The 23,110-nt window shown below is 46.0% G+C and carries 22 protein-coding genes; 19 read left to right on the top strand and 3 right to left on the bottom strand.

Annotated elements, in window-relative coordinates:
* Positions 1 to 7 precede the first annotated feature (7 nt).
* Both NKT06_RS09590 and NKT06_RS09595 read left to right on the top strand, forming a co-directional pair.
* The gene (locus NKT06_RS09590; RefSeq protein ID WP_253433056.1) at positions 8 to 544 is read left to right on the top strand and encodes an acyl-CoA thioesterase; all 537 of its coding nucleotides are present in this window, start codon (positions 8 to 10) and stop codon (positions 542 to 544) included.
* A gap of 7 nt (positions 545 to 551) precedes the next feature.
* Positions 552 to 950 carry an FxsA family protein gene (locus NKT06_RS09595; RefSeq protein WP_036609835.1) on the top strand — a complete coding sequence of 133 codons (399 nt, stop codon included), beginning with the start codon at positions 552 to 554 and terminating at the stop codon, positions 948 to 950.
* Between the two features lie 102 nt (positions 951 to 1,052).
* Here NKT06_RS09595 and ytvI read toward each other — a convergent pair whose 3' ends face one another.
* A complete protein-coding gene (ytvI, locus tag NKT06_RS09600) occupies positions 1,053 to 2,171 on the bottom strand; it encodes a sporulation integral membrane protein YtvI (RefSeq protein WP_253433059.1) in 1,119 nt (372 codons plus the stop codon).
* Between the two features lie 531 nt (positions 2,172 to 2,702).
* Between ytvI and citZ the strand changes: the two genes are divergently transcribed.
* The 4 genes from citZ to NKT06_RS09620 all read left to right on the top strand — a co-directional run bounded on the left by citZ (position 2,703) and on the right by NKT06_RS09620 (position 6,772).
* Complete coding sequence (citZ, locus tag NKT06_RS09605; RefSeq protein ID WP_017689488.1) at positions 2,703 to 3,815, top strand: citrate synthase; 1,113 nt, start codon at positions 2,703 to 2,705, stop codon at positions 3,813 to 3,815.
* Between the two features lie 147 nt (positions 3,816 to 3,962).
* Positions 3,963 to 5,255, top strand: coding sequence for an NADP-dependent isocitrate dehydrogenase (icd, locus tag NKT06_RS09610; RefSeq protein ID WP_076330335.1), 1,293 nt, complete (start codon positions 3,963 to 3,965; stop codon positions 5,253 to 5,255).
* A 15-nt stretch (positions 5,256 to 5,270) separates the two neighbouring features.
* The gene (gene mdh / locus NKT06_RS09615; protein ID WP_253433061.1) at positions 5,271 to 6,212 is read left to right on the top strand and encodes a malate dehydrogenase; all 942 of its coding nucleotides are present in this window, start codon (positions 5,271 to 5,273) and stop codon (positions 6,210 to 6,212) included.
* 134 nt (positions 6,213 to 6,346) lie between these two features.
* Positions 6,347 to 6,772 (top strand): hypothetical protein, encoded by a 426-nt coding sequence (locus tag NKT06_RS09620; RefSeq protein ID WP_017689485.1) that lies wholly within the window; start codon positions 6,347 to 6,349, stop codon positions 6,770 to 6,772.
* A gap of 266 nt (positions 6,773 to 7,038) precedes the next feature.
* Here NKT06_RS09620 and NKT06_RS09625 read toward each other — a convergent pair whose 3' ends face one another.
* Positions 7,039 to 8,598, bottom strand: coding sequence for a histidine kinase N-terminal 7TM domain-containing diguanylate cyclase (locus NKT06_RS09625; RefSeq protein WP_253433065.1), 1,560 nt, complete (start codon positions 8,596 to 8,598; stop codon positions 7,039 to 7,041).
* Between the two features lie 390 nt (positions 8,599 to 8,988).
* On the opposite strand from NKT06_RS09625, the gene NKT06_RS09630 reads away from it, so the two are divergent.
* From NKT06_RS09630 to NKT06_RS09685, 12 genes are all read left to right on the top strand, one after another.
* Complete coding sequence (locus NKT06_RS09630) at positions 8,989 to 9,858, top strand: SDR family oxidoreductase (RefSeq protein WP_253433068.1); 870 nt, start codon at positions 8,989 to 8,991, stop codon at positions 9,856 to 9,858.
* A 251-nt stretch (positions 9,859 to 10,109) separates the two neighbouring features.
* On the top strand, positions 10,110 to 10,457 hold the full coding sequence (locus NKT06_RS09635; protein ID WP_253433072.1) for a cupin domain-containing protein: 348 nt from the start codon (positions 10,110 to 10,112) through the stop codon (positions 10,455 to 10,457).
* Between the two features lie 43 nt (positions 10,458 to 10,500).
* Positions 10,501 to 12,321: a two-component system histidine kinase PnpS gene (gene pnpS / locus NKT06_RS09640; protein ID WP_253433075.1), complete on the top strand. Its 1,821-nt coding sequence runs from the start codon at positions 10,501 to 10,503 to the stop codon at positions 12,319 to 12,321.
* Positions 12,322 to 12,437: 116 nt separating this feature from the next.
* Positions 12,438 to 13,166, top strand: coding sequence for a response regulator transcription factor (locus NKT06_RS09645; protein WP_253433078.1), 729 nt, complete (start codon positions 12,438 to 12,440; stop codon positions 13,164 to 13,166).
* 152 nt (positions 13,167 to 13,318) lie between these two features.
* Positions 13,319 to 14,500, top strand: a complete 1,182-nt coding sequence (locus NKT06_RS09650; RefSeq protein ID WP_253433081.1) for a methyl-accepting chemotaxis protein — start codon at positions 13,319 to 13,321, stop codon at positions 14,498 to 14,500.
* 228 nt (positions 14,501 to 14,728) lie between these two features.
* Positions 14,729 to 15,484: a phosphate ABC transporter ATP-binding protein PstB gene (pstB, locus tag NKT06_RS09655; protein ID WP_253433084.1), complete on the top strand. Its 756-nt coding sequence runs from the start codon at positions 14,729 to 14,731 to the stop codon at positions 15,482 to 15,484.
* A gap of 63 nt (positions 15,485 to 15,547) precedes the next feature.
* Complete coding sequence (gene phoU, locus NKT06_RS09660; protein ID WP_017689478.1) at positions 15,548 to 16,207, top strand: phosphate signaling complex protein PhoU; 660 nt, start codon at positions 15,548 to 15,550, stop codon at positions 16,205 to 16,207.
* A gap of 233 nt (positions 16,208 to 16,440) precedes the next feature.
* A complete protein-coding gene (polA, locus tag NKT06_RS09665; protein ID WP_253433088.1) occupies positions 16,441 to 19,095 on the top strand; it encodes a DNA polymerase I in 2,655 nt (884 codons plus the stop codon).
* 117 nt (positions 19,096 to 19,212) lie between these two features.
* On the top strand, positions 19,213 to 20,040 hold the full coding sequence (gene mutM, locus NKT06_RS09670; RefSeq protein WP_253433091.1) for a DNA-formamidopyrimidine glycosylase: 828 nt from the start codon (positions 19,213 to 19,215) through the stop codon (positions 20,038 to 20,040).
* A 142-nt stretch (positions 20,041 to 20,182) separates the two neighbouring features.
* Entirely contained in the window at positions 20,183 to 20,962 is a 780-nt protein-coding gene (locus tag NKT06_RS09675) for a manganese efflux pump (RefSeq protein WP_253433094.1), read from the top strand.
* Positions 20,963 to 20,971: 9 nt separating this feature from the next.
* Positions 20,972 to 21,568: a dephospho-CoA kinase gene (coaE, locus tag NKT06_RS09680; protein WP_253433097.1), complete on the top strand. Its 597-nt coding sequence runs from the start codon at positions 20,972 to 20,974 to the stop codon at positions 21,566 to 21,568.
* The gene (locus NKT06_RS09685) at positions 21,565 to 22,128 is read left to right on the top strand and encodes a lytic transglycosylase domain-containing protein (protein WP_253433100.1); all 564 of its coding nucleotides are present in this window, start codon (positions 21,565 to 21,567) and stop codon (positions 22,126 to 22,128) included. The genes coaE and NKT06_RS09685 overlap by 4 nt, the downstream gene beginning before the upstream one ends.
* An 82-nt stretch (positions 22,129 to 22,210) precedes the next feature.
* Here the strand turns inward: NKT06_RS09685 and NKT06_RS09690 are convergent, their stop codons facing one another.
* Positions 22,211 to 22,432: an alpha/beta-type small acid-soluble spore protein gene (locus tag NKT06_RS09690; protein ID WP_017689472.1), complete on the bottom strand. Its 222-nt coding sequence runs from the start codon at positions 22,430 to 22,432 to the stop codon at positions 22,211 to 22,213.
* A 115-nt stretch (positions 22,433 to 22,547) separates the two neighbouring features.
* On the opposite strand from NKT06_RS09690, the gene nrdR reads away from it, so the two are divergent.
* Positions 22,548 to 23,015: a transcriptional regulator NrdR gene (nrdR, locus tag NKT06_RS09695; protein ID WP_026081166.1), complete on the top strand. Its 468-nt coding sequence runs from the start codon at positions 22,548 to 22,550 to the stop codon at positions 23,013 to 23,015.
* Positions 23,016 to 23,110 lie beyond the last annotated feature (95 nt).

Here is a 23,110-nt window from a genome sequence, read left to right on the forward strand (position 1 = left end):
AACACGTATGATTCTTAGAGCGAAGGAGGCCGATAACGTGCGAGAACAGATCAATGGTAGCTGGTATGCGGCACGTCTTCGTGTACGCTATCAAGAAAGTGACCAGATGGGCGTGGTTTACCACGCGAACTATTTGAATTGGTTTGAAATCGGTCGAACTGAGATGATTCGCCAAATGGGGTATACATATCGTAAAATGGAGGAACAGGGGTTACTGCTTCCCGTAACCGGACTGGATGTGAAGTATCACAAGCCTGCCCGATATGATGATGAGATTATCATTTTCACCCGTATTGCTGCATTTAGTGGTCTGCGACTGAACTATGAGTACGACATAAGACGCATGTCTGAAGAACCTGATGAGCATATGGCGATTGGAGAACGGGTATGGTCAGCTGATGAATCGCTCCCCGGAGAACGGCTAGTTACAGGTTCTACCCAGCATGTGTGGGTAAATGGAGACTGGAAGCTAGTTCGGCTGGATAAGGCAGCCTCTGAGCTATACAGCGCGCTTGAAAAGGTGTGGCTTTCGGGAAAGGGGTAATACGTCAATGCGAAAATGGATGTGGGCTTTACTCTTAATCATTCCGGTGATTGAATTATTTGGTTTTATTCTGATGAGTGACTGGATCGGAGCCGGAAAGACATTGCTTCTCATGATTCTCACGTCCTTGATTGGTATAGCAATGTTGCAGTTTGAAGGACGAAAAGTACTTGTGGACGCCAAATCCGAGATGGAGCGTGGCAAGGTACCTGGCAGAAAAATGGTCGATGGTCTATTTATTTTTGTCGGTGGTTTCCTGCTTTTGATTCCAGGCTTTGTAACGGATCTGATCGGGTTTACACTGGTATTTCCATTAACACGTCCGGTTTATCGTCTGTTCTTCCTGGGATGGCTGGAGAAAAAAATGAAAAGTGGAAAAATTACGTTTTATCGCCGTCCGAAATGAAAAACCAGTTGTTATGCAAAATGGAAGAGGCTCCGCTCAGCAGATCATTTCTGTTGAACGAAGCCTTTTTCTATTTTTTCTGTGTACTCATAAGATGATGCCTCATCGGACACGTCCGTTAATGATGTACGTTCTGAGGTCGCGTAATACGTTAGCCCGATTGAACGCATCGAGAATCACGAGACTGACGGGGCCAATAATTAAGCCTAGAACACCGAACAACTTCAAACCCACAAACATGCCAACCAGCGTGGCGAGTGGGTCGAGCCCTACACTACTTGCAAGTACCTTCGGTTCAATAATCTGACGGGCGATCAGTAAGATCAGATAGATAATACTAATGCCAATGCCCAGATACAGATCCCCGTTCATAAACAGGTATGCAGCCCAAGGGACCATGACCAGACCCACACCCAGGTAAGGAAGCAGATCGACCAGACCAATAAACAGAGCGATGGTAAAGGCTGACTTCACTTGCAATATAAGCAGTCCAATCATGACGAATAGTGCTGTAATCGAGATCATGATCAATTGTGCTCTTACATACCCAAACAAGGCCTTCTTCAAATCAGTCCATATGTCTGATATTGGCTTGCGAATAGAAGATGGCACCCAGCCCGATACGGTGATGCTATGCCGGGTCCAGCTTTTGCTAATGAAGAATGTAGACAGCAGTACAACAATTAATACCGCGCCCATGTTCGGCAGGGAAGTAAGGAGACTCAGAACCATATTGAAAAATCCGGTGACCAGGTCGGTCACGGCTGTACCTACCGTTTCGGTCGTTTTGCTAATATTGCTGTTGATGGTTTCCTGGTAGTTGGGATTCTCCTTGTAAAATTCATTGATCTGCGCAATCAAACTCTGAATGGTGTCATTCTGGGTCCAGCGCACAAACGTGTCCTTGATCTCATCAACATGAAGATCAAAGCTTGTCGTAAGTGAAATGACTTCTTTTACCATGCGAGTAATCGCCGCTGACAGCACCACCGCGATGGCTCCAAAATAAAGGATTAAGGAAAGAGTCACAGCCAGCCAGCGGGGGAATCGTGCTCGATGCTGAAGCAGCTTCACTAATGGATTCATGGCATAAGCGATGATCCAGGCAATCGCAAAAGGATACAGTAGCGGGAACAACAAGTATATGGCAACAGCGATCAGAATGGTTGCAATGATAACCCATAAGCCGCGGAGCAGACGTTTCAGTATAATTTTATCCAAGCATCAACTCTCCTAATTTCAATTAAGCCGACCTATGTATGATCTATAAAACAGTATTAAAAATAGATGGCTATCTTAATTAATATAGAGCATTTACCATGTTTTGAAACGCCGGGATGTTACCAGAGTATGTTCAAAAGCTGACTTTTGAACATGCTCTGCCTTGATTCTTTCTTTTGCCTAGAGTATGCCTTAGTCTTACAGAATATAGCAATAGAAAGTTCTTCATACGACAGGATTGTTTAAAAAACATTAAATGTCAACCTTGTTTTTGTAAAGGTTTTCAAAAATGCTTTATCGGTCCGATAAAGAAGTTTGATGTGCGAATGAACTCTCATCATGTTCACATAAACGACAAAATCCAGTATGATGTTATAAGTAAATACCGATTGACAGGTAGGAAAACAGCATTTTGAAATATTTGTTAATTTTAAAATGAAAATGTTTACAAAGATAGGATAGGTGCACTTTGGCACTTATATGGCACTCTGGAATGGGTCCTGATTTCGCTTATTAAAGGAGAGATGTAATATGACAGCTACCAAAGGTCTGGAAGGCATCGTTGCAACAACCTCTTCGATCAGTTCTATTGTAGACGGTGTGCTCACATACCGTGGTTACGATATCGACGATTTGGCTGAACATGCTAGCTTTGAAGAAGTTGCCTATTTGTTGTGGTTTGGTAAATTGCCAACAACGGATGAACTGAAATCCCTTCGCAAAAGCCTGAGCGATTACGCGCCGATTCCGAGCGAATTGATTGCACAAATCCAATTGTATCCGAAAAACGTCAGTACCATGGCAGCACTTCGTTCCGCTGTCTCTGCACTTGCACTGTACGACGAGCAAGCTGATGAGATGACAACGGAAGCGAATGAGAACAAAGCGGTTAAGTTGCAAGCACAGTTGCCAACGATTGTGGCAGCCATCGCCCGTATCCGTCAGGGCAAAGAACCTGTGGCTCCAAAAGAAGGCGCTTCCATCGCAGAGAACTTTTTATATATGATGACTGGTGAAGAACCATCCGAAACCGCAGTAAAAGCATTGGATCAAGCCCTTGTCCTGCATGCGGATCACGAGTTAAACGCTTCGACATTTGCAGCACGTGTAACGGTTGCTACGCTGTCGGATATCTATTCCGGTGTAACTTCTGCCATTGGCGCACTGAAGGGACCACTGCATGGCGGTGCTAACGAAGCCGTTATGAAAATGTTGAATGAGATTGGCACGCCTGATCGTCTTGAAGCGGCAATTCAGGAAAAACTGAATAATCGTGAAAAGATCATGGGCTTTGGACATCGAGTGTACAAAAACGGTGATCCACGCGCCAAACATTTACAGAAGATGTCCAAGGAACTTGGCGAGATGAACAATGATACGCGCTTGTATGATATGTCTGTGAAGATCGAGGAACTGGTAACAGGACAAAAAGGACTGAAGCCTAACGTAGACTTCTATTCTGCTTCTGTATATACCCAACTGGAGATCGAACAGGAATTGTTCACTCCGATCTTTGCCATCAGCCGGGTGTCTGGATGGACTGCGCATATTTTGGAACAGCTTGCGGACAATCGCATCATTCGTCCACGTGCGGAGTACACTGGTCCTACAGAACAGAAATACGTTTCTATTGAACTTCGCTAATAGCCGCAAAAACAGTATAATAATATGGACGAGGTGAAGGGTTGGAAAGTAGAGGCGTTACTCGCTTAAGCTCTCAGGACCCTTCTCTCAACAAGACTAGTGGTATGATGAATACTGCATATATGAAACCTAGGAGGAATTTTAACTATGAAATTAGAAAAATTTGCTCACCCAACTGAAGGCGAAAAAATTCAAATTGATAACGGTACACTTCAAGTACCTAGTAATCCGATCATTCCATTTATCGAAGGTGACGGTACAGGCCGTGATATCTGGAAAGCTTCCAAACGTGTATTGGATGCAGCTGTTGAAAAAGCTTATGATGGCAACAAAAAAATCGCATGGTATGAAGTGTTTGCTGGACAAAAAGCATTCGATACATACGGTGAGTGGTTGCCGAATGATACACTGGAAGCCATTCGTGAGTATATCGTAGCGATCAAAGGACCTTTGACTACGCCAATCGGTGGCGGTATCCGTTCCCTGAACGTAGCCCTGCGCCAAGAGCTTGACCTGTACACTTGCTTGCGTCCTGTTCGTTATTTCGACGGTGTACCTTCTCCGGTTAAACGTCCTGAGTTGGTAGACATGGTCATTTTCCGTGAGAATACGGAAGATATCTATGCAGGAATCGAGTATGCTGAAGGTTCTGAAGAAGTGAAAAAAGTGATCCAGTTCCTGCAACAGGAGATGGGTGCTAACAAAATTCGTTTCCCTGAAACTTCCGGTATTGGTATCAAACCAGTATCTTCCGAAGGTTCGAAACGTTTGGTACGTGCAGCAATTCAATACGCAATTGATCATAACCGTAAGAGTGTTACCTTGGTACACAAAGGTAATATCATGAAATTCACCGAAGGTGCCTTCAAAAACTGGGGATACGAAGTGGCTGAAGAAGAGTTCGCTGACAAAGTATTCACTTGGGCACAATATGACATCATCAAAGATAACGAAGGTACAGATGCAGCGAATGCAGCACAAAAAGCCGCTGAAGATGCTGGTAAAATCATCGTAAAAGATGCGATTGCCGATATCGCTCTGCAACAAGTACTGACTCGTCCAGGCGAATTCGATGTTATCGCAACCTTGAACCTGAACGGTGACTATTTGTCCGATGCACTTGCAGCGCAAGTTGGCGGAATTGGTATCGCTCCTGGAGCGAACATCAACTACGTAACAGGACATGCCATCTTCGAAGCAACTCACGGTACTGCACCTAAATATGCGGACAAAGATGTCGTGAACCCTGGTTCCGTTATTCTGTCCGGAGTAATGTTGCTTGAGCACTTGGGATGGCAAGAAGCAGCTAACCTGATCTACAAAGGTATGGAAACATCCATTAACAATAAAACAGTAACGTATGACTTTGCACGTCTGATGGATGGCGCTACTGAAGTGAAATGTTCTGAATTCGCGGATCAAATCATTAAAAACCTGTAAGGGGAGATGTGAATCTTGACTATTCAGCGCAAAAAAATCACAGTAGTCGGCGCCGGTTTTACCGGTGCTACGACCGCATTAATGCTTGCCCAAAAAGAACTCGGGGATGTTGTGCTGGTTGATATTCCTCAGCTGGAGAACCCGACGAAGGGGAAAGCACTCGATATGATGGAAGCAAGTCCTGTTCAAGGATTTGACAGTCATATCGTCGGTACTTCCAACTACGAAGATACTGCAGGTTCTGAGATTGTAATCATCACCGCTGGTATCGCCCGTAAACCGGGTATGAGCCGCGACGATCTGGTTAATACGAATGCGGGTATCGTGAAGTCCGTTTGTGAAAATGTGAAAAAATATTGCCCTGATTCCATCGTCATTATTCTAAGCAACCCGGTGGATGCGATGACTTATGCAGCTTATCAGACCCTTGGTTTTCCTAAAAACCGTGTTATTGGTCAGTCAGGTGTTCTGGATACAGCACGTTATTGTACCTTCATTGCGCAAGAGTTGAACGTATCTGTTGAAGATGTTCGTGGATTCGTTCTTGGTGGTCACGGAGACGATATGGTGCCTCTCGTTCGTTATTCGAGCGTGGGGGGCATTCCAATCGATACACTGATTCCGGCTGACCGGATCGAATCCATCGTTCAGCGCACCCGTGTTGGCGGTGGTGAGATTGTGAATCTGCTTGGTAATGGCAGTGCATATTATGCACCGGCGGCTTCACTTGTTCAGATGACCGAAGCGATTTTGAAGGACAAGAAACGTATCATTCCAGTGATCGCTTATCTTGAAGGTGAATATGGCTATCATGATCTGTTCCTCGGTGTACCAACCATTCTGGGTGGTAACGGCATTGAGAAAATATTTGAACTTGAGCTGACAACGGAAGAAAAAGCAGGCTTGGATAAATCTGCTGATTCGGTTCGTAACGTCATTTCGGTAGTAAACCTGTAAGTTTGAGAACTTTTTGAACAGAAGCTAAAAGAAAACCTCCGGTAACCCGGAGGTTTTCTTTTCTTTGGATAAGATCCCCAGTATAATGGGATGTGATGTATAGCACACCGAAAATGTTGAGGAGGATGAAAATTTTGACAATGATTATGTATCTGCTCCATATTGTTGGAGCACTGGCGATGGGATTCTATTTGATTCTGCCATTCGTGGTCGGTAAAATCCGTACCTTGAATGCTGCAGCACAAGAGGGAGCATTTGCGTCACTTCGTTCTTTGAACAAAGTCGCGCAGTATGGACTTGTAATCCAACTTCTAACGGGTGGTTACCTGATGACAAAAGGTGAGTATTCTCATGTTTGGATGGCTGTCGTTGTTGTTCTTCTCTTGGCTATTGCCGCTATTGGAGGAATTATGGGCAAACCGCTGCGACTCGCTGCAGAAGGTGTGAAAAACAAGCGTGATGTAGGACCCGAACAAAGCAAGATCCGTATGTTTAGCACACTGCTTGCTGTATTCTTGCTGATTATGGTGTATCTGATGGTGAATAATCAGGTTATCTAGTTGTGCCGGTTGATTCATCCCTATGAGGATGTATTAATAGTCATCGTTTAAGCGTTTGCACACGTAATTAGGACAAGCTGGATGACCTGTGTCAACATGTATAATGGTATTGCGTTATAAAGAATAACAAAAACAGACAGCCTCATTGGCTGTCTGTTTTTGTTGTTGCTAAGCTGAGATCGGAGTCCTCAGCCTATTCGAATGGGAACTATGAATAATTACTTACATGTCACCGTACATATCTCATCAAATTGGGGCTGCATTGACTAGGTTGTACTCACAGCATGAACATGCACTTTATTTCGACCATTCCGCTTGGATTCATACAGAGCCGTGTCAGCGTCGCGCAACAAGGACTCCAGCGAATCAATCCCTCCATTGTACTGGGAGATTCCAAAGCTTGAGGTCAGTGTTATAGGTAATCCATGAACATCTAAAGGTTGATTCAACAAGGCAACTCTCAGTTGCTCTGCGAGTTCTTCGGCTTCTTGAAGCGAGGTATTAGGAAGAGCGATGACGAATTCTTCTCCTCCATAACGGGCGAACAACATCTCAGGGCTCAAATATCGATTACATATAGAGACCACATGAATAATGGCCTGATCGCCCACATCATGTCCATAGGTATCATTAATGCGTTTAAAATAATCGATATCAAATAAAATAAAGGAGACAGGCTGCAGGTTAAGATGAGCTTCGCTCAACATCTCCCGACCTTTATGCAAAAAATGAGTGCGATTATAGATTTTGGTCAGACCATCGAAATAAGCCAGCTGTTTTAGCTGTTCTTGCAAGAAACGTTGTTCTGTTATATCAATGAGCATAATGAGACTACCCACGATCTGCGCATCTTTGTTATAAACATAAGACGTTCTGACCTGATAACAGACGGTTTCACCTGCTAACTGCCAGTACAGATCCGTTTGCAATCCTTCCCTCTCGTATTGAACGGGAAAAGTCTCTCCGGCAAGATTAAGCCATATCTCATCCAAGGGTTGTCCAATCATGGTCAGATTAAGTTCTGGCAACATGTCACGAAGTGATCGATTGTAATCAACCAGGCGATTGGAACTATCCAGTACAATAACGCCTTCGCGCATGCTCTCGAAAATACTGTCTTTTGCAATCGGCACGATGGTCAGGAGACGAGAGGATAGAATGGCCCAGATATACATGGCAGATGTAATACACATGAGAACCGGCACGGGGTCCATCCCGCCAGGTGTCAAGCCAAGCAAATACAGAAAAGCTGCGACCATAGGAATAATCTGTGAAGTAATCAGTGTAAGTAATTGACGACGGTACATCTTCTTGGTGTGTTTCCATTGTCCGATTAGAATGAGGCAGGCACACAACAGACAAGAGAACGTGAATGCGCCGTGAACAACATACCATTGACCCACTGCGATATCCATCAGAGGTACGGGACTATTTTCTCTCAGCCATACTTTCTTATAAAAGAGATGATGAAAATCATTGGTTGCTACCATACATAGTGTAATGGAAGGGATTACAAACAAAGCGGTAGTTACCTTTTTGGATAACGTTTTACCTGTGTACTTTATCATCAACATGAGGCCAAGAGATGCAGAGAAGGGCATGCCTATATACTCCACGGTGGTCCAAAACTTCATCTGCTCGAGCGTGTTGCTGGCCAGCTCAATTGCATATCCAAAAGTATATATGGAGAGTGCTGCTGTGTAGAGGATGAATATTTTGGAACTGGGGATCTCGGATCTTCTGAAATAGGTATATAAACACAAAAAGACATTCAGCACGGCTGAAGTGGCTACGAGTGTTATATATGAATTAATATGCGATTCCATTGTCAGGTCTCCATGTTAGGTTAGGATGGTTAAACCAGTGAAAAATGATAGTTAAAGCACATCTGTATACTGTACATTGTACATCAGCCCAAGCGGCATAGGAATACACTTTGTATCATGAAACAGTCTAATTTCGAATAAATTTCGAATTTTCGGTATAACAAGTATTGATGGAGAAAGGTTGTTTGATATCTAAAGAGAGTGGTAAATAACGAATAGAGACAGCACGCTGAGATTTGAGTTGCTGTGATCGCAGAAGAATAATCTGGACTGTTCATGCCATCCTACAGAATGAGACTTTTTCAGAGAACGAAAGACAAGGAAGGTTATAGCTAAGGTCCATGTCTTCTGTAATCCAAATATGTTCACATTTTGAGAGGAGAATGTTAGATGTCAACCACACCACAAAACCAAAAAACAATGCCAGCGCAGCATCAGGATCAACGACCTGGAATCGAGTCGGAGATGCATCCCAGACCCGAATTTGAGAAGCCTGAATACAAGGCAGCAGGTAAACTGACGGGAAAGGTGGCGCTCATTACAGGGGGTGACAGTGGAATTGGTCGTGCTGTAGCCGTTACATACGCCAAGGAAGGCGCGGATGTCGCGATTGTATACCTGAGCGAGCACGAAGATGCCAAGGAAACGAAGCGACAGGTCGAACAGGAAGGACGCAAGTGTATCTTGATAGCCGGAGATATTGGTGACGATACCTTTGCCAAGAAGTCGGTTCAGCAGACCGTAGATGAACTAGGTAAACTGGACATAGTCGTGAATAACGCAGCGGAACAGCACCCACAACAGAATCTGGAGGATATTACACCAGAACAACTGGAGCGAACATTCCGTACCAATATCTTCGGCATGTTCTATGTGACGCAGGCGGCTCTGCCACATCTGAAGAAAGGCAGTACGATTATTAACACGACATCCATCACAGCTTACCGCGGCAGCCCGACCTTGCTTGACTATTCATCTACCAAAGGAGCAATAACTTCGTTCACTCGTTCTTTATCGATGAATGTGATTGAGAAGGGAATTCGTGTGAATGCTGTTGCACCGGGACCAATCTGGACACCACTCATTCCATCCACATTTGATGAGAAAAAGGTAAGTGAGTTTGGCGCAACGCAGCCGATGAAGCGGCCGGGGCAACCGGATGAACTGGCTCCCGCGTACGTGTATCTGGCTTCGGATGACTCATCGTATGTGAGTGGACAGGTGATGCATGTGAACGGCGGCGAAGTGGTGAACGGGTAATTCGTAAAAGGTTAACGCAGGTTTGGGTTATTAGATATAGAGAGGCGTATCGCTTTCAGCATGGCTGAGCGGTGCGCCTTTTTGATATCAGGGGAATGTGTAAGTCAAAGATGCGGGTTTAGCACCTGTTTACAAAAGTCTGCATCTGCGTTGATACATATATGATATTGTACGAATAGCCTTACCTGACTGGAATCTCCCTAATCTGTGATATGATAGATCGAGCAATTATACTCGGAGGGATAAGTCATATGAAAATTAGCAAACAGAATGCAGCGCATTATATATGGGGTGGACAGTGCGATGGCTGGCACCTTGTTCAAAACGATAAATTGAGCATCATTCATGAGCGAATGCCTGCAGGAACGGCTGAAACACGACATTACCATTCGGTAAGCCGTCAGTTTTTTTTCATCCTCAGCGGTGAAGCATGTATGGAACTTGATGGTGAAATGTTTATGCTTGAGACCCATGAAGGAATAGAGATTGCACCCGGAAGGCCGCATCAGATGATGAATCGGAGCAACGAAGAAGTGGAGTTTCTCGTTATTTCCAATCCCGGTACCCGTGGGGATCGAATTGAACTGGATTCAATGTAGAACAAGTCATTAGATATTAATCTGATCATAAAGGAAGAGATAGATGAGACCGTTCCGAATTCGCCTTGCCATCATTATGATGGTGTTGATCGGTATATCCGTCATTGTAGCTGGATATACGATGGGCAGAGTGTTTAAGACTACGCATATAACTGCATTGGAGCAAACTATGGTGCGCGAGATTAATTTGCTCAAAGCTACTTTTCCATTCCATGATGCAAGTGATCCAACCTCGGAAGCTACACGAAAGTATTATTCAGATCGGGCGCTGGAACTGGATCGCCTCACGGATTCCCGGGTGACCTTCATTAATAAGGACGGCACGGTCATTGGAGATTCCGAGAGTAGTCCGGCAGCGATGGATAATCACTTGAACCGGGAAGAAATCAAGGATGCGGTAGGGGATGGATACGGGCAGTCCATACGTTACAGTGAAACATTGGGACAGGACATGCTGTATGTAGCGCTACCTGTTAATTCGGATCAAAGTGACATGATTGAAATGCCTAGCGGTAAATTTGATGGTTACATCCGCCTTTCGATGAGTCTGCATGCGGTTGATCAGGGTCTTCAGCGTGGATGGATGATTATGTTTGCTGCACTTGGACTACTGTTCTTAATTGTCGCGTTTGTCAGTTATCGGGTTGCACGCGGATTAACTTCCCCGATTGAGCATATTACAAAAGTGGCTCATCGAATCACCAAGTTGGAATACGATGCGAGAGTTGATGTAACGCGTAGAGATGAGATCGGACAGCTGGGGCTTGCGATCAACGGAATGGCAGACAGCTTGCAGTCCCAGCTGAAGACGATTCGTGACAATGAAGCGTTACTACAGAGTGTCCTCGCGAACATGACCGGAGGTATTGTTATGATCGATGCAGGGCAATCCATTGCATTGGTTAATCGGGAAGCGGAGCGTATGCTTAGTATTCAGGCAGGAAAGGTTACGGGTAAGCCTTATACTGAATTGAAAAGACACTACGAATTAACACGTACCATTGAAGAGAGTGTTGCACTGAAAGAACGGATGCATGAAGAAGTGAGTGTGTTCAACCCGGAGGAAAAACTGATCCGTATTGATGGAGTGCCGATGTCCGAAGATGATGGCGGGTATCGAGGCATGTTGTTCCTGTTGCAGGACGTGACGGCGATTCGCCGCTTGGAGTCGATGCGCAGTGAGTTTGTCGCGAATGTCTCACATGAGCTCAAGACACCTGTTGCTGCGGTCAAAGGCTTTGCCGAAACGCTGCTCAGCGGCGGGGTACAGGATAAGGAGACGGAGCGTTCATTCCTGAAAATCATCTATGATGAAGGAGATCGACTTAACCGATTGATTGGGGATATTCTGGAGTTATCCAAAATTGAATCTAAACGCGCGCCGCTGCAATGCTCACCTGTTCATGTACACTCTTTCTTCGAAATGGTGCTGGGCACCTTGTCCAAGGTGGCGGAGAAAAAGCAGATTCGTCTGGAAATGCATGTTCCGGAGGAACTGTACATTGAAGCAGATGAGGACAAGATGAAGCAGATCTTCATCAATCTGTTATCCAACGGAATCAACTATACCCCGGATGGCGGACGAGTGAAGTTACAGGTGACGATGGATAACGACGATGAAGTGGTCTTTGCGGTGTCGGATACAGGAATTGGCATACCGAAAAAAGATTTGCCGCGAATCTTCGAACGGTTCTATCGCGTTGATAAAGGCAGATCCCGTAATTCAGGGGGCACAGGCCTTGGACTTTCCATCGTGAAACATCTGGTGGAATTGCATCATGGCAAATTGTCTGTTGAGAGTGAGCTGGGCATGGGGACAACGTTCCGTGTTATCCTTCCATTCATTCAGGATGAAGAGATCTAGACACTAAGTAGCAAATTGTAAAAAGGTTGTATTGTTTTACACCCCGTTAACAAATTAGTGCTATGATAGAAAAAGTGTTGTGGCAACAGACAACCTATGAAGAGAGAAGGGGTATCATGGCACAGCGTTTGCTAGTTATTGAAGATGAACCTACATTATCGAGATTACTCACGTATAACCTGACACAGGAAGGTTACGACGTTACGGCAGAGGATCACGGATCTGCAGGATATGATCGGGCCTTGTCCCAGGAATTTGATCTCATTTTGCTTGATCTGATGCTTCCGGGCATGAATGGTCTGGACATTCTGAACAAGTTAAGAATACAGGGTGTCAGTACACCCGTCATCATTCTGACGGCCAAGAACGGTGAAGCTGAGGTTGTACAGGGACTGAAATCGGGTGCCGATGATTATATTACCAAACCCTTTGGTGTATCTGAGTTATTAGCCCGAGTAGATGCAGTATTAAGACGTTATTCCAATGGTGAAGACTTACCACAGCCTGAGGACAAGGATGGTTCACGAATTATTCTGGGAGAGCTTGAGATTTATCCTCTGAAATATGAAGTGACACTGGGTGGACAATCCATCAGTCTTCGTCCGAAAGAGTTCGAAGTTCTTTTATACTTGGCCAAAAAGCCGGGTGTGGTACTGACAAGGGATGATCTGATGAACGCTGTGTGGGGTTTCGATTATATCGGAGGTCAACGAACGGTGGACGTACACGTCAGCTCATTACGTAAAAAGCTGGAGCTTGACCCGGAATCGGTTCACATTGATTCCATTCGTGGTGTAGGTTATAAATTGGTTGTCAAAAGAAAAACTCCCCATCATTCTAGTTAGCAATGATCGGGGAGTTTTATTTTACGTTCGTTTAACATAAAGGAGGATTTTACTTTACTTAGAGGGAGTAGCATGGACTTATCTGGGTGATACTTTATGCCTACATAATCTATCTTAAGACGGAGATAATACGTAAAGGAGATTGCGCATTTATGCCCATGTTGCTCGAAGTGAAACCCGACCAGCCTCATGTTGTTTTACATAATGAAGAATTAGCAACACCCGAACAACAGCCTCATGAAGTAACGGTGGTTGCTGAAGAACCTGTAATCCATCTGCTAGACTATTACCGCCAGGTTCCTGTCGCCGGAGTCCACACGACCTGTGGAGAAGCAGCGGCGATGATGAATCAGGGTCAGGAGCACCCTTGCATTGTATTATGTGATGAGCAGATGAAACCTACTGGATTGTTAATGCGAGAGACGTTATATCGGATGTTAAACGGTCGTTTTGCCGCAGATCTATTCTATCGTAAGCCGGTCATACAAGTAGTGAATACATCTCCGGTTATTGCAGATATTCATATGGAAGCCACAACAATTATTGATATCGCACTTGGAAGGAATGAACAACATTTCTACGATTGTCTACTCGTTACGGAACAAGATCGACTGCTCGGTGTGCTGACAATGCGTGATGTGATGTCCCTCTCCCGGAGATTGCAACAGGTTTCTTCGGCAGAACGGGTTCGTACGGTATCCGAGAGCAGGCAGGAGATATCGAGAATCAATGATGCAGTCACTAAGCTGGTGCATGCAGCGAATCAGACCGTACATGAGGCCCGTGAGATCATGGCATTGTCCAAGCAGGGCGAAGAGAGTTTGAAACACGTCGATGCTTCCTATAACCGGGTACATCAGCATATGGAGAGTCAAGGACAACATGCGGATCACATGTTGAATTCGATTAAAACAGGCTCAGGCATGGCACACTCCATTCGATCCCTGGCAGATCAGAGTGGGCTCCTTGCCCTGAATGCTTCCATCGAAGCAGCTCATGCTGGTGAATATGGACGAGGTTTTCAGATTGTTGCAGGCGAGATTCGAGCGCTCGCGAAACAGACCCGTGAGGTTGCAGGCAACATGTCTTCATTGCTAGAGAATATTGGTGGATTGACCCTTCAGACTGTAGAACTGGTTAAGGCAAGCGGAGCGGAGATTGACGACAGTTCGGTGCATGTCACCGCAGGGGGAGCAACGTTCCGACAACTGAACAGTGCGGTGAGAGATCTGTCCCGTATAGCAGAGGAGATCGCCATGGAAGGCGGGAAAGCTGGAGAAGTCGCAGAGCACATTCGTACGAAACTGGATGAGATGGTTCTGAATAGTGAGTAGAGTATAAGGCAATCGATAAGGCAGGCATCAGGAATCGGATTGATCCATCAAGCAGATCATGAAGGTTTAGGATGTCTTTTTACATTCCGTTAACATGAAAGTGATACTGTTTTTACAATGAAAGGGTAGGATATTAAAGATGGCCGAGCAGCGATGAACAATTATCAGCATCGGTCTCAACGTAAAGGGAGTTTCCGTGTCCCTGCAGCGAAGGAGAAGTGAACATCCATGAAGGACCTCATTCACATTGATAAACTTAATTTATACTATGATACGCATCACGCGCTTAAAAATATATCGATGGATCTGCCGGAAAAAACCGTTACTGCGTTCATCGGGCCGTCAGGTTGTGGTAAGTCGACATTGCTTCGCACATTGAACCGGATGAATGACATGATTCCGGGTGTTCGTGTGGAAGGACAGGTTATGTTGGATGGCTCCGATATCTATAGTAATGAGATTGAAGTGGAGACACTGCGCAAACGAGTTGGCATGGTATTTCAACAACCGAATCCGTTCCCGAAATCCATCTATGATAACGTCGCTTATGGACCACGCTTGCATGGAGTAACCCAAAAGGCTGAACTGGATCAGTTGGTGGAACAAAGTCTTGTCCATGCTGCACTGTGGGATGAAGTGAAGGATGTATTGAAAAAGTCGGCACTTAGTCTGTCCGGCGGACAACAGCAGCGTCTCTGTATTGCACGGGCACTGGCTGTACAGCCAGACGTTCTGCTGATGGATGAAGCAACGTCCGCACTCGACCCGATCTCCACATTGAAGATTGAGGAACTGGTGAAGGAATTGCATCACAAGTACACCATCGTTATGGTTACCCACAATATGCACCAGGCGGCACGGGTATCTGGACGTACGGTATTTTTCCTGAATGGTGAAGTGGTGGAGGCAGCTGATACGGAGACGTTATTCTCCACACCGCAAGATTCCCGAACCGAGGATTATATCTCTGGAAGGTTCGGTTAAGCGAGCTGAGTTGGAATGATCCCGGCATAACCGGAGACGATGGATAAGGAGGACATGAAATCTATGATTCGCAGAAAAGAATTTGATCAGGAGCTTGAAGAGCTGCGTACCTTGCTCAAACAAATGGGTGAACATGTAGGAGCAGCACTGGATGGTGCTATTGAGAGTTTACAAACGATGAACGCGGAGAAAGCTCAGGTCATCATCAAGAATGATGCGAATCTGAATGCCCTTGAAGACAAAATTATGGAACTTGGCTCCAAACTGATCATCACACAACAGCCGGTGGCGAAGGACCTCAGACGTATTATCGTGGCATTCAAAATTTCCAGTGATCTGGAGCGTATGGGAGATCTTGCTCTCGACGTGGCGAAGGTGACACTCCGGATGGATGGACAGAAGCTGATTAAACCTCTGGTGGATATCCCGCAAATGGCAGAAATCGTGAAATCCATGATTGATGAATCCATCGAATCTTTCCTGAAAGAAAACACAGATCTGGCCTACAAAATGGCTCAGACGGACGATCAGGTCGATCAACTGTACAGCCACATGATCAGTGATCTCTACACGTTAATGACAGAGCATCCTAATCAGGCTTCTCAGGCTATGCTGCTGATGATGGTTGGACGTTACATTGAACGTATTGGTGATCATGCGACCAACATTGGTGAGAGCACGGTATACCTGGTGACAGGTAAACGCCCGGATCTGAATCAATAGAAGAGTATTACTTTGGAATTGGGGAATCAGTGCTGATTAAGTAATGCAATCATATGAATGGAAAAGGACTTTCTCTCAGGTAGACTGTGTACAGCTGTCTGTGGAGAAGGTTCTTTTTTGCGATTAAAATGAAGTGAGAAGAGGCTATTCTTTTTGATGTGACAGGTGGGTATGGTATCATGAGAGTAGATGTAATTTGAAGAGGTTGACCATATAATACGCGAGGTGCTGGAATGGACAAGTTTATTCTCATAGATGGAAATAGCATTATTTACAGGGCGTTTTTTGCAATGCCGCCTTTGACCAACTCGAAAGGTCTGCATACCAATGCGGTATATGGCTTCACCACGATGCTGCTGAGACTGCTTGAAGAGCATAAACCTACACATGTGATGGTTGCATTTGATGCCGGCAAAATCACGTTCCGCCACGAAGGGTATCAGGAATACAAGGGTGGTCGGGAGAAAACACCACCAGAGTTGTCAGAGCAATTCCCGTTGCTCAAAGAACTGCTGAAAGGACTTGGCATTGCCCAGTTTGAGCTGGCTGGATTCGAAGCGGATGACATTATCGGAACATTAACCAAACGCGCTGATGAAGCGGGCAGACAGGTGCTAGTGGTATCGGGTGACAAAGATATGCTGCAGCTCGCCTCCGAACATGTACATATCGGACTGACGCGTAAAGGGGTAACCGATATTGAACTGTATGATCCTGCTCAGATTAAGGAACGTTACGGTCTGACGCCGATGCAAATCATTGATCTCAAAGGTCTGATGGGTGATGCGTCCGATAATATTCCGGGTATTCCCGGGGTTGGAGAGAAAACAGCGTTGAAGCTTTTGCACCAGTTCGGATCAGTGGAAGATGTGCTGAATGGTACAAGTGAGCTGAAGGGCAAGATGAAGGAAAAGATCGAGGCCCATGCCGAAGATGCTAGGATGAGCAAGCAACTCGCGACGATTCACCGGGAAGTTCCGCTGGAGCAGACGTGGGAGGATATGCAATTCGCTGGATTAAAAGAAGAACAGGCTGGTCCTGCACTGGCCAAGCTCGAATTCAAATCCTTGCTCGAACGCCTGTCGTTCAGTGGCAGCATTGGTTCTGAGCAGGAAGCGGTCCCTGCTGCCGAGGTGGAGTCTTCCATCGCAACAGAGGACAACATAGGCGAGCTGTTCAGTTCCCTCGATTCCATTGATGTCCTCCATGTGGAGACACACGGTGATAACCCGCATCAGGCGAAACTGATTGGACTAGCTGTAGGTTCCGCCGGAACCTATACATTCATATCTCCTGAATTGCTGAAGTCTGAGGCAGCAGCTCCAGTGCGGGCATGGCTTGGTAATTCAGACCAGCCGAAGCGTGGTTATGATCTTCATCGCGTAGACCTGGCCCTTCATGCGCATGGCATTGAATTTGCTGGTGCGTCATTCGATGTGCAGCTGGCTGCGTATTTGCTTGATCCCACTGAATCCAACCAGACGATTAGTGGGCTTACGACCAAATATGGTCTGCCTTCTCTCGTAGAGGATGACACGGTTATGGGCAAAGGGGCCAAGTATAAGGTGCCGGAAGCAGAGATCCTGGGCGATTTCCTTTGCCGGAAAACTGCTGCTGTGGCAGCGATTATTCCTCTTCAGGAACAGGCGCTGGAGGGCGATGAGATGAACTCACTTTTCCATGAGCTGGAGATGCCGTTGTCGCGTATTCTGGCAGATATGGAGAAGCAGGGTATTAAGGCTAATACAGCCGATCTGCAGGCGCTGGGAAGCGAGTTCGAAGAGCATATCAGCAGACTTATGGCTGAAATCTACAAGTTGTCAGGGACAGAATTCAATCTGAATTCGCCGAAGCAACTGGGGGAGATTTTGTTCGACAGACTGGGCTTGCCAGTCGTGAAGAAAACAAAAACAGGCTACTCCACAGATGCTGAAGTATTAGAGAAATTAGCGCCTTATAATGATGTGGTTAAGCATATCCTGCAATACCGTCAGCTTGCCAAGCTGCAATCTACTTATGTGGAAGGACTGCTCAAAGAGATCTCCGATCGAGATGGCAAGGTGCATACGTATTATCGTCAGACCATTGCTGCAACGGGACGACTTAGCAGTCAATTCCCGAATTTGCAGAACATTCCGATCCGGATGGAAGAAGGTCGCAAAATCCGGAAGGTATTTGTTCCTTCCGAACCCGGTTGGTCCATTTTGGCAGCAGACTATTCCCAGATTGAACTGCGTGTTCTGGCACATATTTCGGACGATGAGCGCTTGAAGGAAGCATTTGTCAACGATATGGATATTCATACAAAGACCGCTTCGGATGTATTTGGCGTGAAGCCTGAGGATGTGGACGGGGATATGCGTCGTTCCGCCAAGGCAGTTAACTTTGGTATCGTATATGGAATAAGTGATTATGGGTTGTCACAGAACCTGCACATTACTCGTAAAGAGGCTGCGCAGTTCATTGATCAGTATTTTGAAGTATTCCAGGGTGTGCGCCGATATATGGATGACATTGTGAAAGAAGCTCGCCAGGATGGTTACGTCAAAACGCTGCTTGAGCGACGTCGTTACTTGCCAGAGATTAATGCCAGCAACTTCAATCTGCGCTCCTTCGCAGAACGTACGGCGATGAATACACCTATTCAGGGAACTGCGGCAGATATCATTAAGCTGGCCATGGTACAGATGGATGAAGCGCTACGGGAACGCAAGTTGAAGAGCCGTATGTTGCTTCAGGTGCACGATGAACTTGTGTTCGAAGTGCCTGCCGATGAATTGGAGCTGATGAAAGAACTCGTGCCTTCGGTCATGGAAAAAGCATTGGAACTGTCAGTTCCGCTGAAAGCTGAAGTCAGCTTTGGGGATAACTGGTACGAAGCGAAATAATCAAGCACCGCGCGGTTTTTCCGGTATTTTACAATAGGGCCTTCTATGTTAGAGATATAAGAAAAGGGTCCCGCTGAGCGCCATCTTCCGTTATAATATAGGGGAGGTGAGAACATCATGCCGGAATTACCGGAAGTCGAAACAGTCAGAAGAACATTGAACCAACTTATTGTGGGTAAAACGATTGATCATGTTACCGTTAGCTTGCCGCGGATTATTCAGCGGCCGGACGACATAGATGCATTTGCAATGGAACTCGCGGGACATACCGTAATTGGCGTGGAGCGACGAGGTAAATTTTTGCGTATTTTGCTGGACGGGCTGGTGCTTGTCTCCCATCTGCGGATGGAAGGAAGGTACGGTGTGTACGAGCAGCATGAAGATGTGGAGAAGCATACACATGTGATCTTCCATTTTAATGATGGTACGGAATTGCGTTATAAGGATGTGCGCCAGTTCGGTACGATGCATCTGTTCAATGCAGGTGAGGAACTGATATCGAAACCTTTGCTGAAGCTGGGACTGGAGCCACTTGATCCAGCCTTTACGGTAACTGCATTCCGCGAGGCGGTTGGCAAGCGCACAACCAAAATCAAGGCTGTGCTTTTAAATCAGGCATATGTGGTAGGTATCGGGAATATTTATGTGGACGAGGCTCTATTTCGCGCCGGTATCCATCCCGAGACCATCGCCAAGACACTGACCGAAGCTCAGTTAACGGTGCTCCATGAAGCGATTGTGGCTACGTTGCAAGATGCAGTGAATGCAGGAGGATCTTCCATTAAATCCTATGTGAATGGACAGGGTGAGATGGGCATGTTCCAGCATCAACTGAAAATCTATGGACGCAAATCGGAGCCTTGTGCAACATGTGGTACGTTAATTGAAAAAACGGTGGTTGGTGGCCGTGGCACGCATTTTTGTCCGAACTGTCAGCTGCTGTAACATGAACTGAATGAACGAAATGATGAAATCATAGCACCCTTGGATTCCTCCCTCCATATACTGATATGGCAGAAATAAGCGGGCGTATACCCATACTGGCATCTTCAGTTGGCACGAGTACCGCACAGAGGAGGAGTCCGGGGTGCTGCATCATTTTATTTCATTGCTGGCGCTTGCTTTGGCGCTTAGTTTAGATGGTTTTGGAGTCGGGATTACATATGGGTTACGGAGGACTAAGATTCCCCTGTTATCTATCGCTGTTATTTCGATCTGTTCGGGATTGGTTATTGCCTTGTCGATGCAAGTAGGTGTGCTGTTGTCCCATGTCGTGTCACCGGATATCGCTTCGATCGTGGGAGCCGTTATATTAATAGGAATTGGTGCATGGTCACTGTTGCAACTTATTCGAAAGCAAGGCAAAGAACAGCTGGAAACAGGCATCGTAACGGTTGAGGGAGCAGGAGAAACAACGGTTAATGCGCTGGGGAAAAACGTACAAGGGACGCAGCCGGATTCCAAGGGCAGGAATCAGGTGCTTGCACTGGATCTGGAGCAATCGGCTTCGGGTGATTCTCTCGAACGAATGGTATTCACACTGGAGCTGCGTAAGCTGGGGGTCGTCATCCAGATCCTTCGCAGCCCTTCCAAGGCGGATATGGATAACTCGGGAAGTATATCTGCTCAGGAAGCGATGTGGCTGGGGATTGCCCTGTCTCTGGATGCGTTTGGAGCGGGCCTGGGAGCGGCTCTTTTGGGATTCCCCACGCTATGGACGGCACTCATTATTGCCCTGTTTAGTGGGGCGTTTCTGTCACTCGGCATGAAGGTTGGACTACGATTCTCAGCTCTGCGCTGGATGCGAAGACTATCTGTATTGCCAGCACTATTGTTAATGATTATGGGAATAATGAAGCTGTTATGAGGTGAAACGATGAATATAGGCTTAACCGGTGGGATCGCAACAGGCAAAAGTAGTGTTTCCGCCTATCTCGCCAGTAAGGGAGCGTTGCTCATCGATGCAGACGTTATTGCCCGGGAAGTTATGATGCCCGGGCATCCCGTGTTGGCCGCCGCTGTTAAGCGGTTTGGACAAGCCATACTGAACGAAGATGGAACACTGGATCGGAAAAAGCTTGGAAGTATTGTTTTTGAACAACCAGAAGAACGAAAGGCATTGGAGGCTATCACACATCCGGCAATCCGTAAAGAGATGCGTGAACGGGCTGCTGCATACGCGTTGCAACATCCGGATAAACTTGTGGTATCTGATATCCCTTTGCTGTACGAATCGGGTCTGGAGGATGGTTTCGAGGAAGTCATGGTTGTATATGTTCCAAGATTAGTGCAACGAGATCGATTGATGAGTCGGGATGGAATGACTGCAGCACAGGCTGAGGCCCGGATGGATGTACAGATGGATATTGAGCGCAAAAAGCAGCTGGCAGACATTGTCATCGATAACAGCGGTTTATGGACTGAGACGGAGCAGCAAATTGACTCATATCTACAGCGTAAGGGTTTGTTATGAAAATATTGCGTAAGAAACGTGTCCTGCTGTTGATGTTTGTGTCCTTTGTACTGGTGTTATTTCTGAATACAAACTGGATGGCATGGTTCTATCCGATTCATTATAAGGAAGAGATTCGTGCCCAATCTCAGAGCTATGAGGTTGATCCGTTTCTGATTGCTTCCATTATCAAAGTGGAGACCAATTTCAAGACAAGCAAGGAATCCAAACGTGGTGCCATTGGACTCATGCAACTGATGCCAGACACGGCAAACTGGATACTGGAACAAGCCAAAATTCCCGACACTTCGCTGGAGGAATTGAAGCACGAGCCTGAACGAAATATTCAGTTAGGCACATGGTATCTGCGTAACCTGTCCGATCAATTCGGTGGCAATGAAGCGGTGATGATCGCTGCTTATAATGCGGGTCCAGGCAAAGTGAATAGTTGGCTCAGAGATGGTGTGTGGGATGGTTCATTCGATACGGTGAAAGATATTCCGTTTGGTGAGACGCGTCACTATGTACAAAGAGTCATTTACTATTATAATCAGTATGTAAAGATCTATAATACGTTCTGAGTATATAAGTAGAAGCACAGAGCAGGCCGGTTGTTCACCGGCCGCTCCATGCTCCTCTGTGTAGCGTATTACGATGCAGATATTATTGGTATTGACCTGCCAATTGCTGTTCTGCAATTGTTACCAGACGCTTCGTGATGTATCCACCGATCGAACCGTTCTCGTAAGAAGTCATGTTACCTTGGTATCCGTCTTGTGGGATGCTGATTCCGAGTTCTTGAGCAACTTCATATTTCATTTGCTCGAGTGCTGCGGAAGCTTTAGTTACCACCAGGTTGTTGGAGTTACCGTTGCTTTGTGCCATTGCTGTTCACCTCCTCGTGAGTTGGTAAAAGTATTATGTCTCGGCAATGCATTTTTCATTACAAAATCAAGACAGGGAATATGTGGTAAAAGTAAAACGTGGGAAGTGATCTGATTTGAAGTGTCCTTATTGCGGTTATATGGGTACCAAAGTGCTTGATTCGCGTCCGGCCAACGAAGCAAAATCCATTCGTCGTCGCCGTGAGTGTGAGCAGTGTGCTCGAAGATTTACAACGTTTGAGATGATTGAGGAGACTCCACTGATTGTCATTAAGAAAGATGGCAGTCGTGAAGAGTTCAGCCGGGACAAGATTCTCCGCGGGCTTATACGTGCCTGTGAGAAACGTCCAGTCTCCGTAGAGACCCTGGAAATGATGGTATCTGAAGTGGAGAAATCACTGCGTAATACAGCTGATGCTGAAGTGGAGAGTCGCCAGATTGGTGAGCTATTGATGGAACAGTTGTTTCCAGTCGATGAAGTGGCATATGTCCGTTTCGCGTCGGTATACCGCCAGTTCAAAGATATCAATATGTTCATGAAAGAACTGAAATCCCTGTTGTCCAAAGACAATCTGGAGGATTAGTGAAGTGGGGAAAGGGAGAAGAGCAGTCTGGAGTTCCAGTCCGTGTGTACCAGAGAAATCGGTTGTTCTTCTCCAATCACTTTGGATCTTAAAAA

It is taken from the genome of Paenibacillus sp. 1781tsa1, assembly GCF_024159265.1.
GTDB lineage: Bacteria > Bacillota > Bacilli > Paenibacillales > Paenibacillaceae > Paenibacillus.

Bases quoted from the DNA above. Each gene is read 5' to 3' on its own strand.
- NKT06_RS09590 (WP_253433056.1), top strand. From the start codon at position 8: ATGATTCTTAGAGCGAAGGAGGCCGATAACGTGCGAGAACAGATCAAT.
- NKT06_RS09595 (WP_036609835.1), top strand. From the start codon at position 552: ATGCGAAAATGGATGTGGGCTTTACTCTTAATCATTCCGGTGATTGAA.
- citZ (WP_017689488.1), top strand. From the start codon at position 2,703: ATGACAGCTACCAAAGGTCTGGAAGGCATCGTTGCAACAACCTCTTCG.
- icd (WP_076330335.1), top strand. From the start codon at position 3,963: ATGAAATTAGAAAAATTTGCTCACCCAACTGAAGGCGAAAAAATTCAA.
- NKT06_RS09625 (WP_253433065.1), bottom strand. From the start codon at position 8,598: ATGGAATCGCATATTAATTCATATATAACACTCGTAGCCACTTCAGCC.
- NKT06_RS09630 (WP_253433068.1), top strand. From the start codon at position 8,989: ATGTCAACCACACCACAAAACCAAAAAACAATGCCAGCGCAGCATCAG.
- NKT06_RS09635 (WP_253433072.1), top strand. From the start codon at position 10,110: ATGAAAATTAGCAAACAGAATGCAGCGCATTATATATGGGGTGGACAG.
- pnpS (WP_253433075.1), top strand. From the start codon at position 10,501: ATGAGACCGTTCCGAATTCGCCTTGCCATCATTATGATGGTGTTGATC.
- NKT06_RS09645 (WP_253433078.1), top strand. From the start codon at position 12,438: ATGGCACAGCGTTTGCTAGTTATTGAAGATGAACCTACATTATCGAGA.
- NKT06_RS09650 (WP_253433081.1), top strand. From the start codon at position 13,319: ATGCCCATGTTGCTCGAAGTGAAACCCGACCAGCCTCATGTTGTTTTA.
- pstB (WP_253433084.1), top strand. From the start codon at position 14,729: ATGAAGGACCTCATTCACATTGATAAACTTAATTTATACTATGATACG.
- phoU (WP_017689478.1), top strand. From the start codon at position 15,548: ATGATTCGCAGAAAAGAATTTGATCAGGAGCTTGAAGAGCTGCGTACC.
- polA (WP_253433088.1), top strand. From the start codon at position 16,441: ATGGACAAGTTTATTCTCATAGATGGAAATAGCATTATTTACAGGGCG.
- mutM (WP_253433091.1), top strand. From the start codon at position 19,213: ATGCCGGAATTACCGGAAGTCGAAACAGTCAGAAGAACATTGAACCAA.
- coaE (WP_253433097.1), top strand. From the start codon at position 20,972: ATGAATATAGGCTTAACCGGTGGGATCGCAACAGGCAAAAGTAGTGTT.
- NKT06_RS09685 (WP_253433100.1), top strand. From the start codon at position 21,565: ATGAAAATATTGCGTAAGAAACGTGTCCTGCTGTTGATGTTTGTGTCC.
- NKT06_RS09690 (WP_017689472.1), bottom strand. From the start codon at position 22,432: ATGGCACAAAGCAACGGTAACTCCAACAACCTGGTGGTAACTAAAGCT.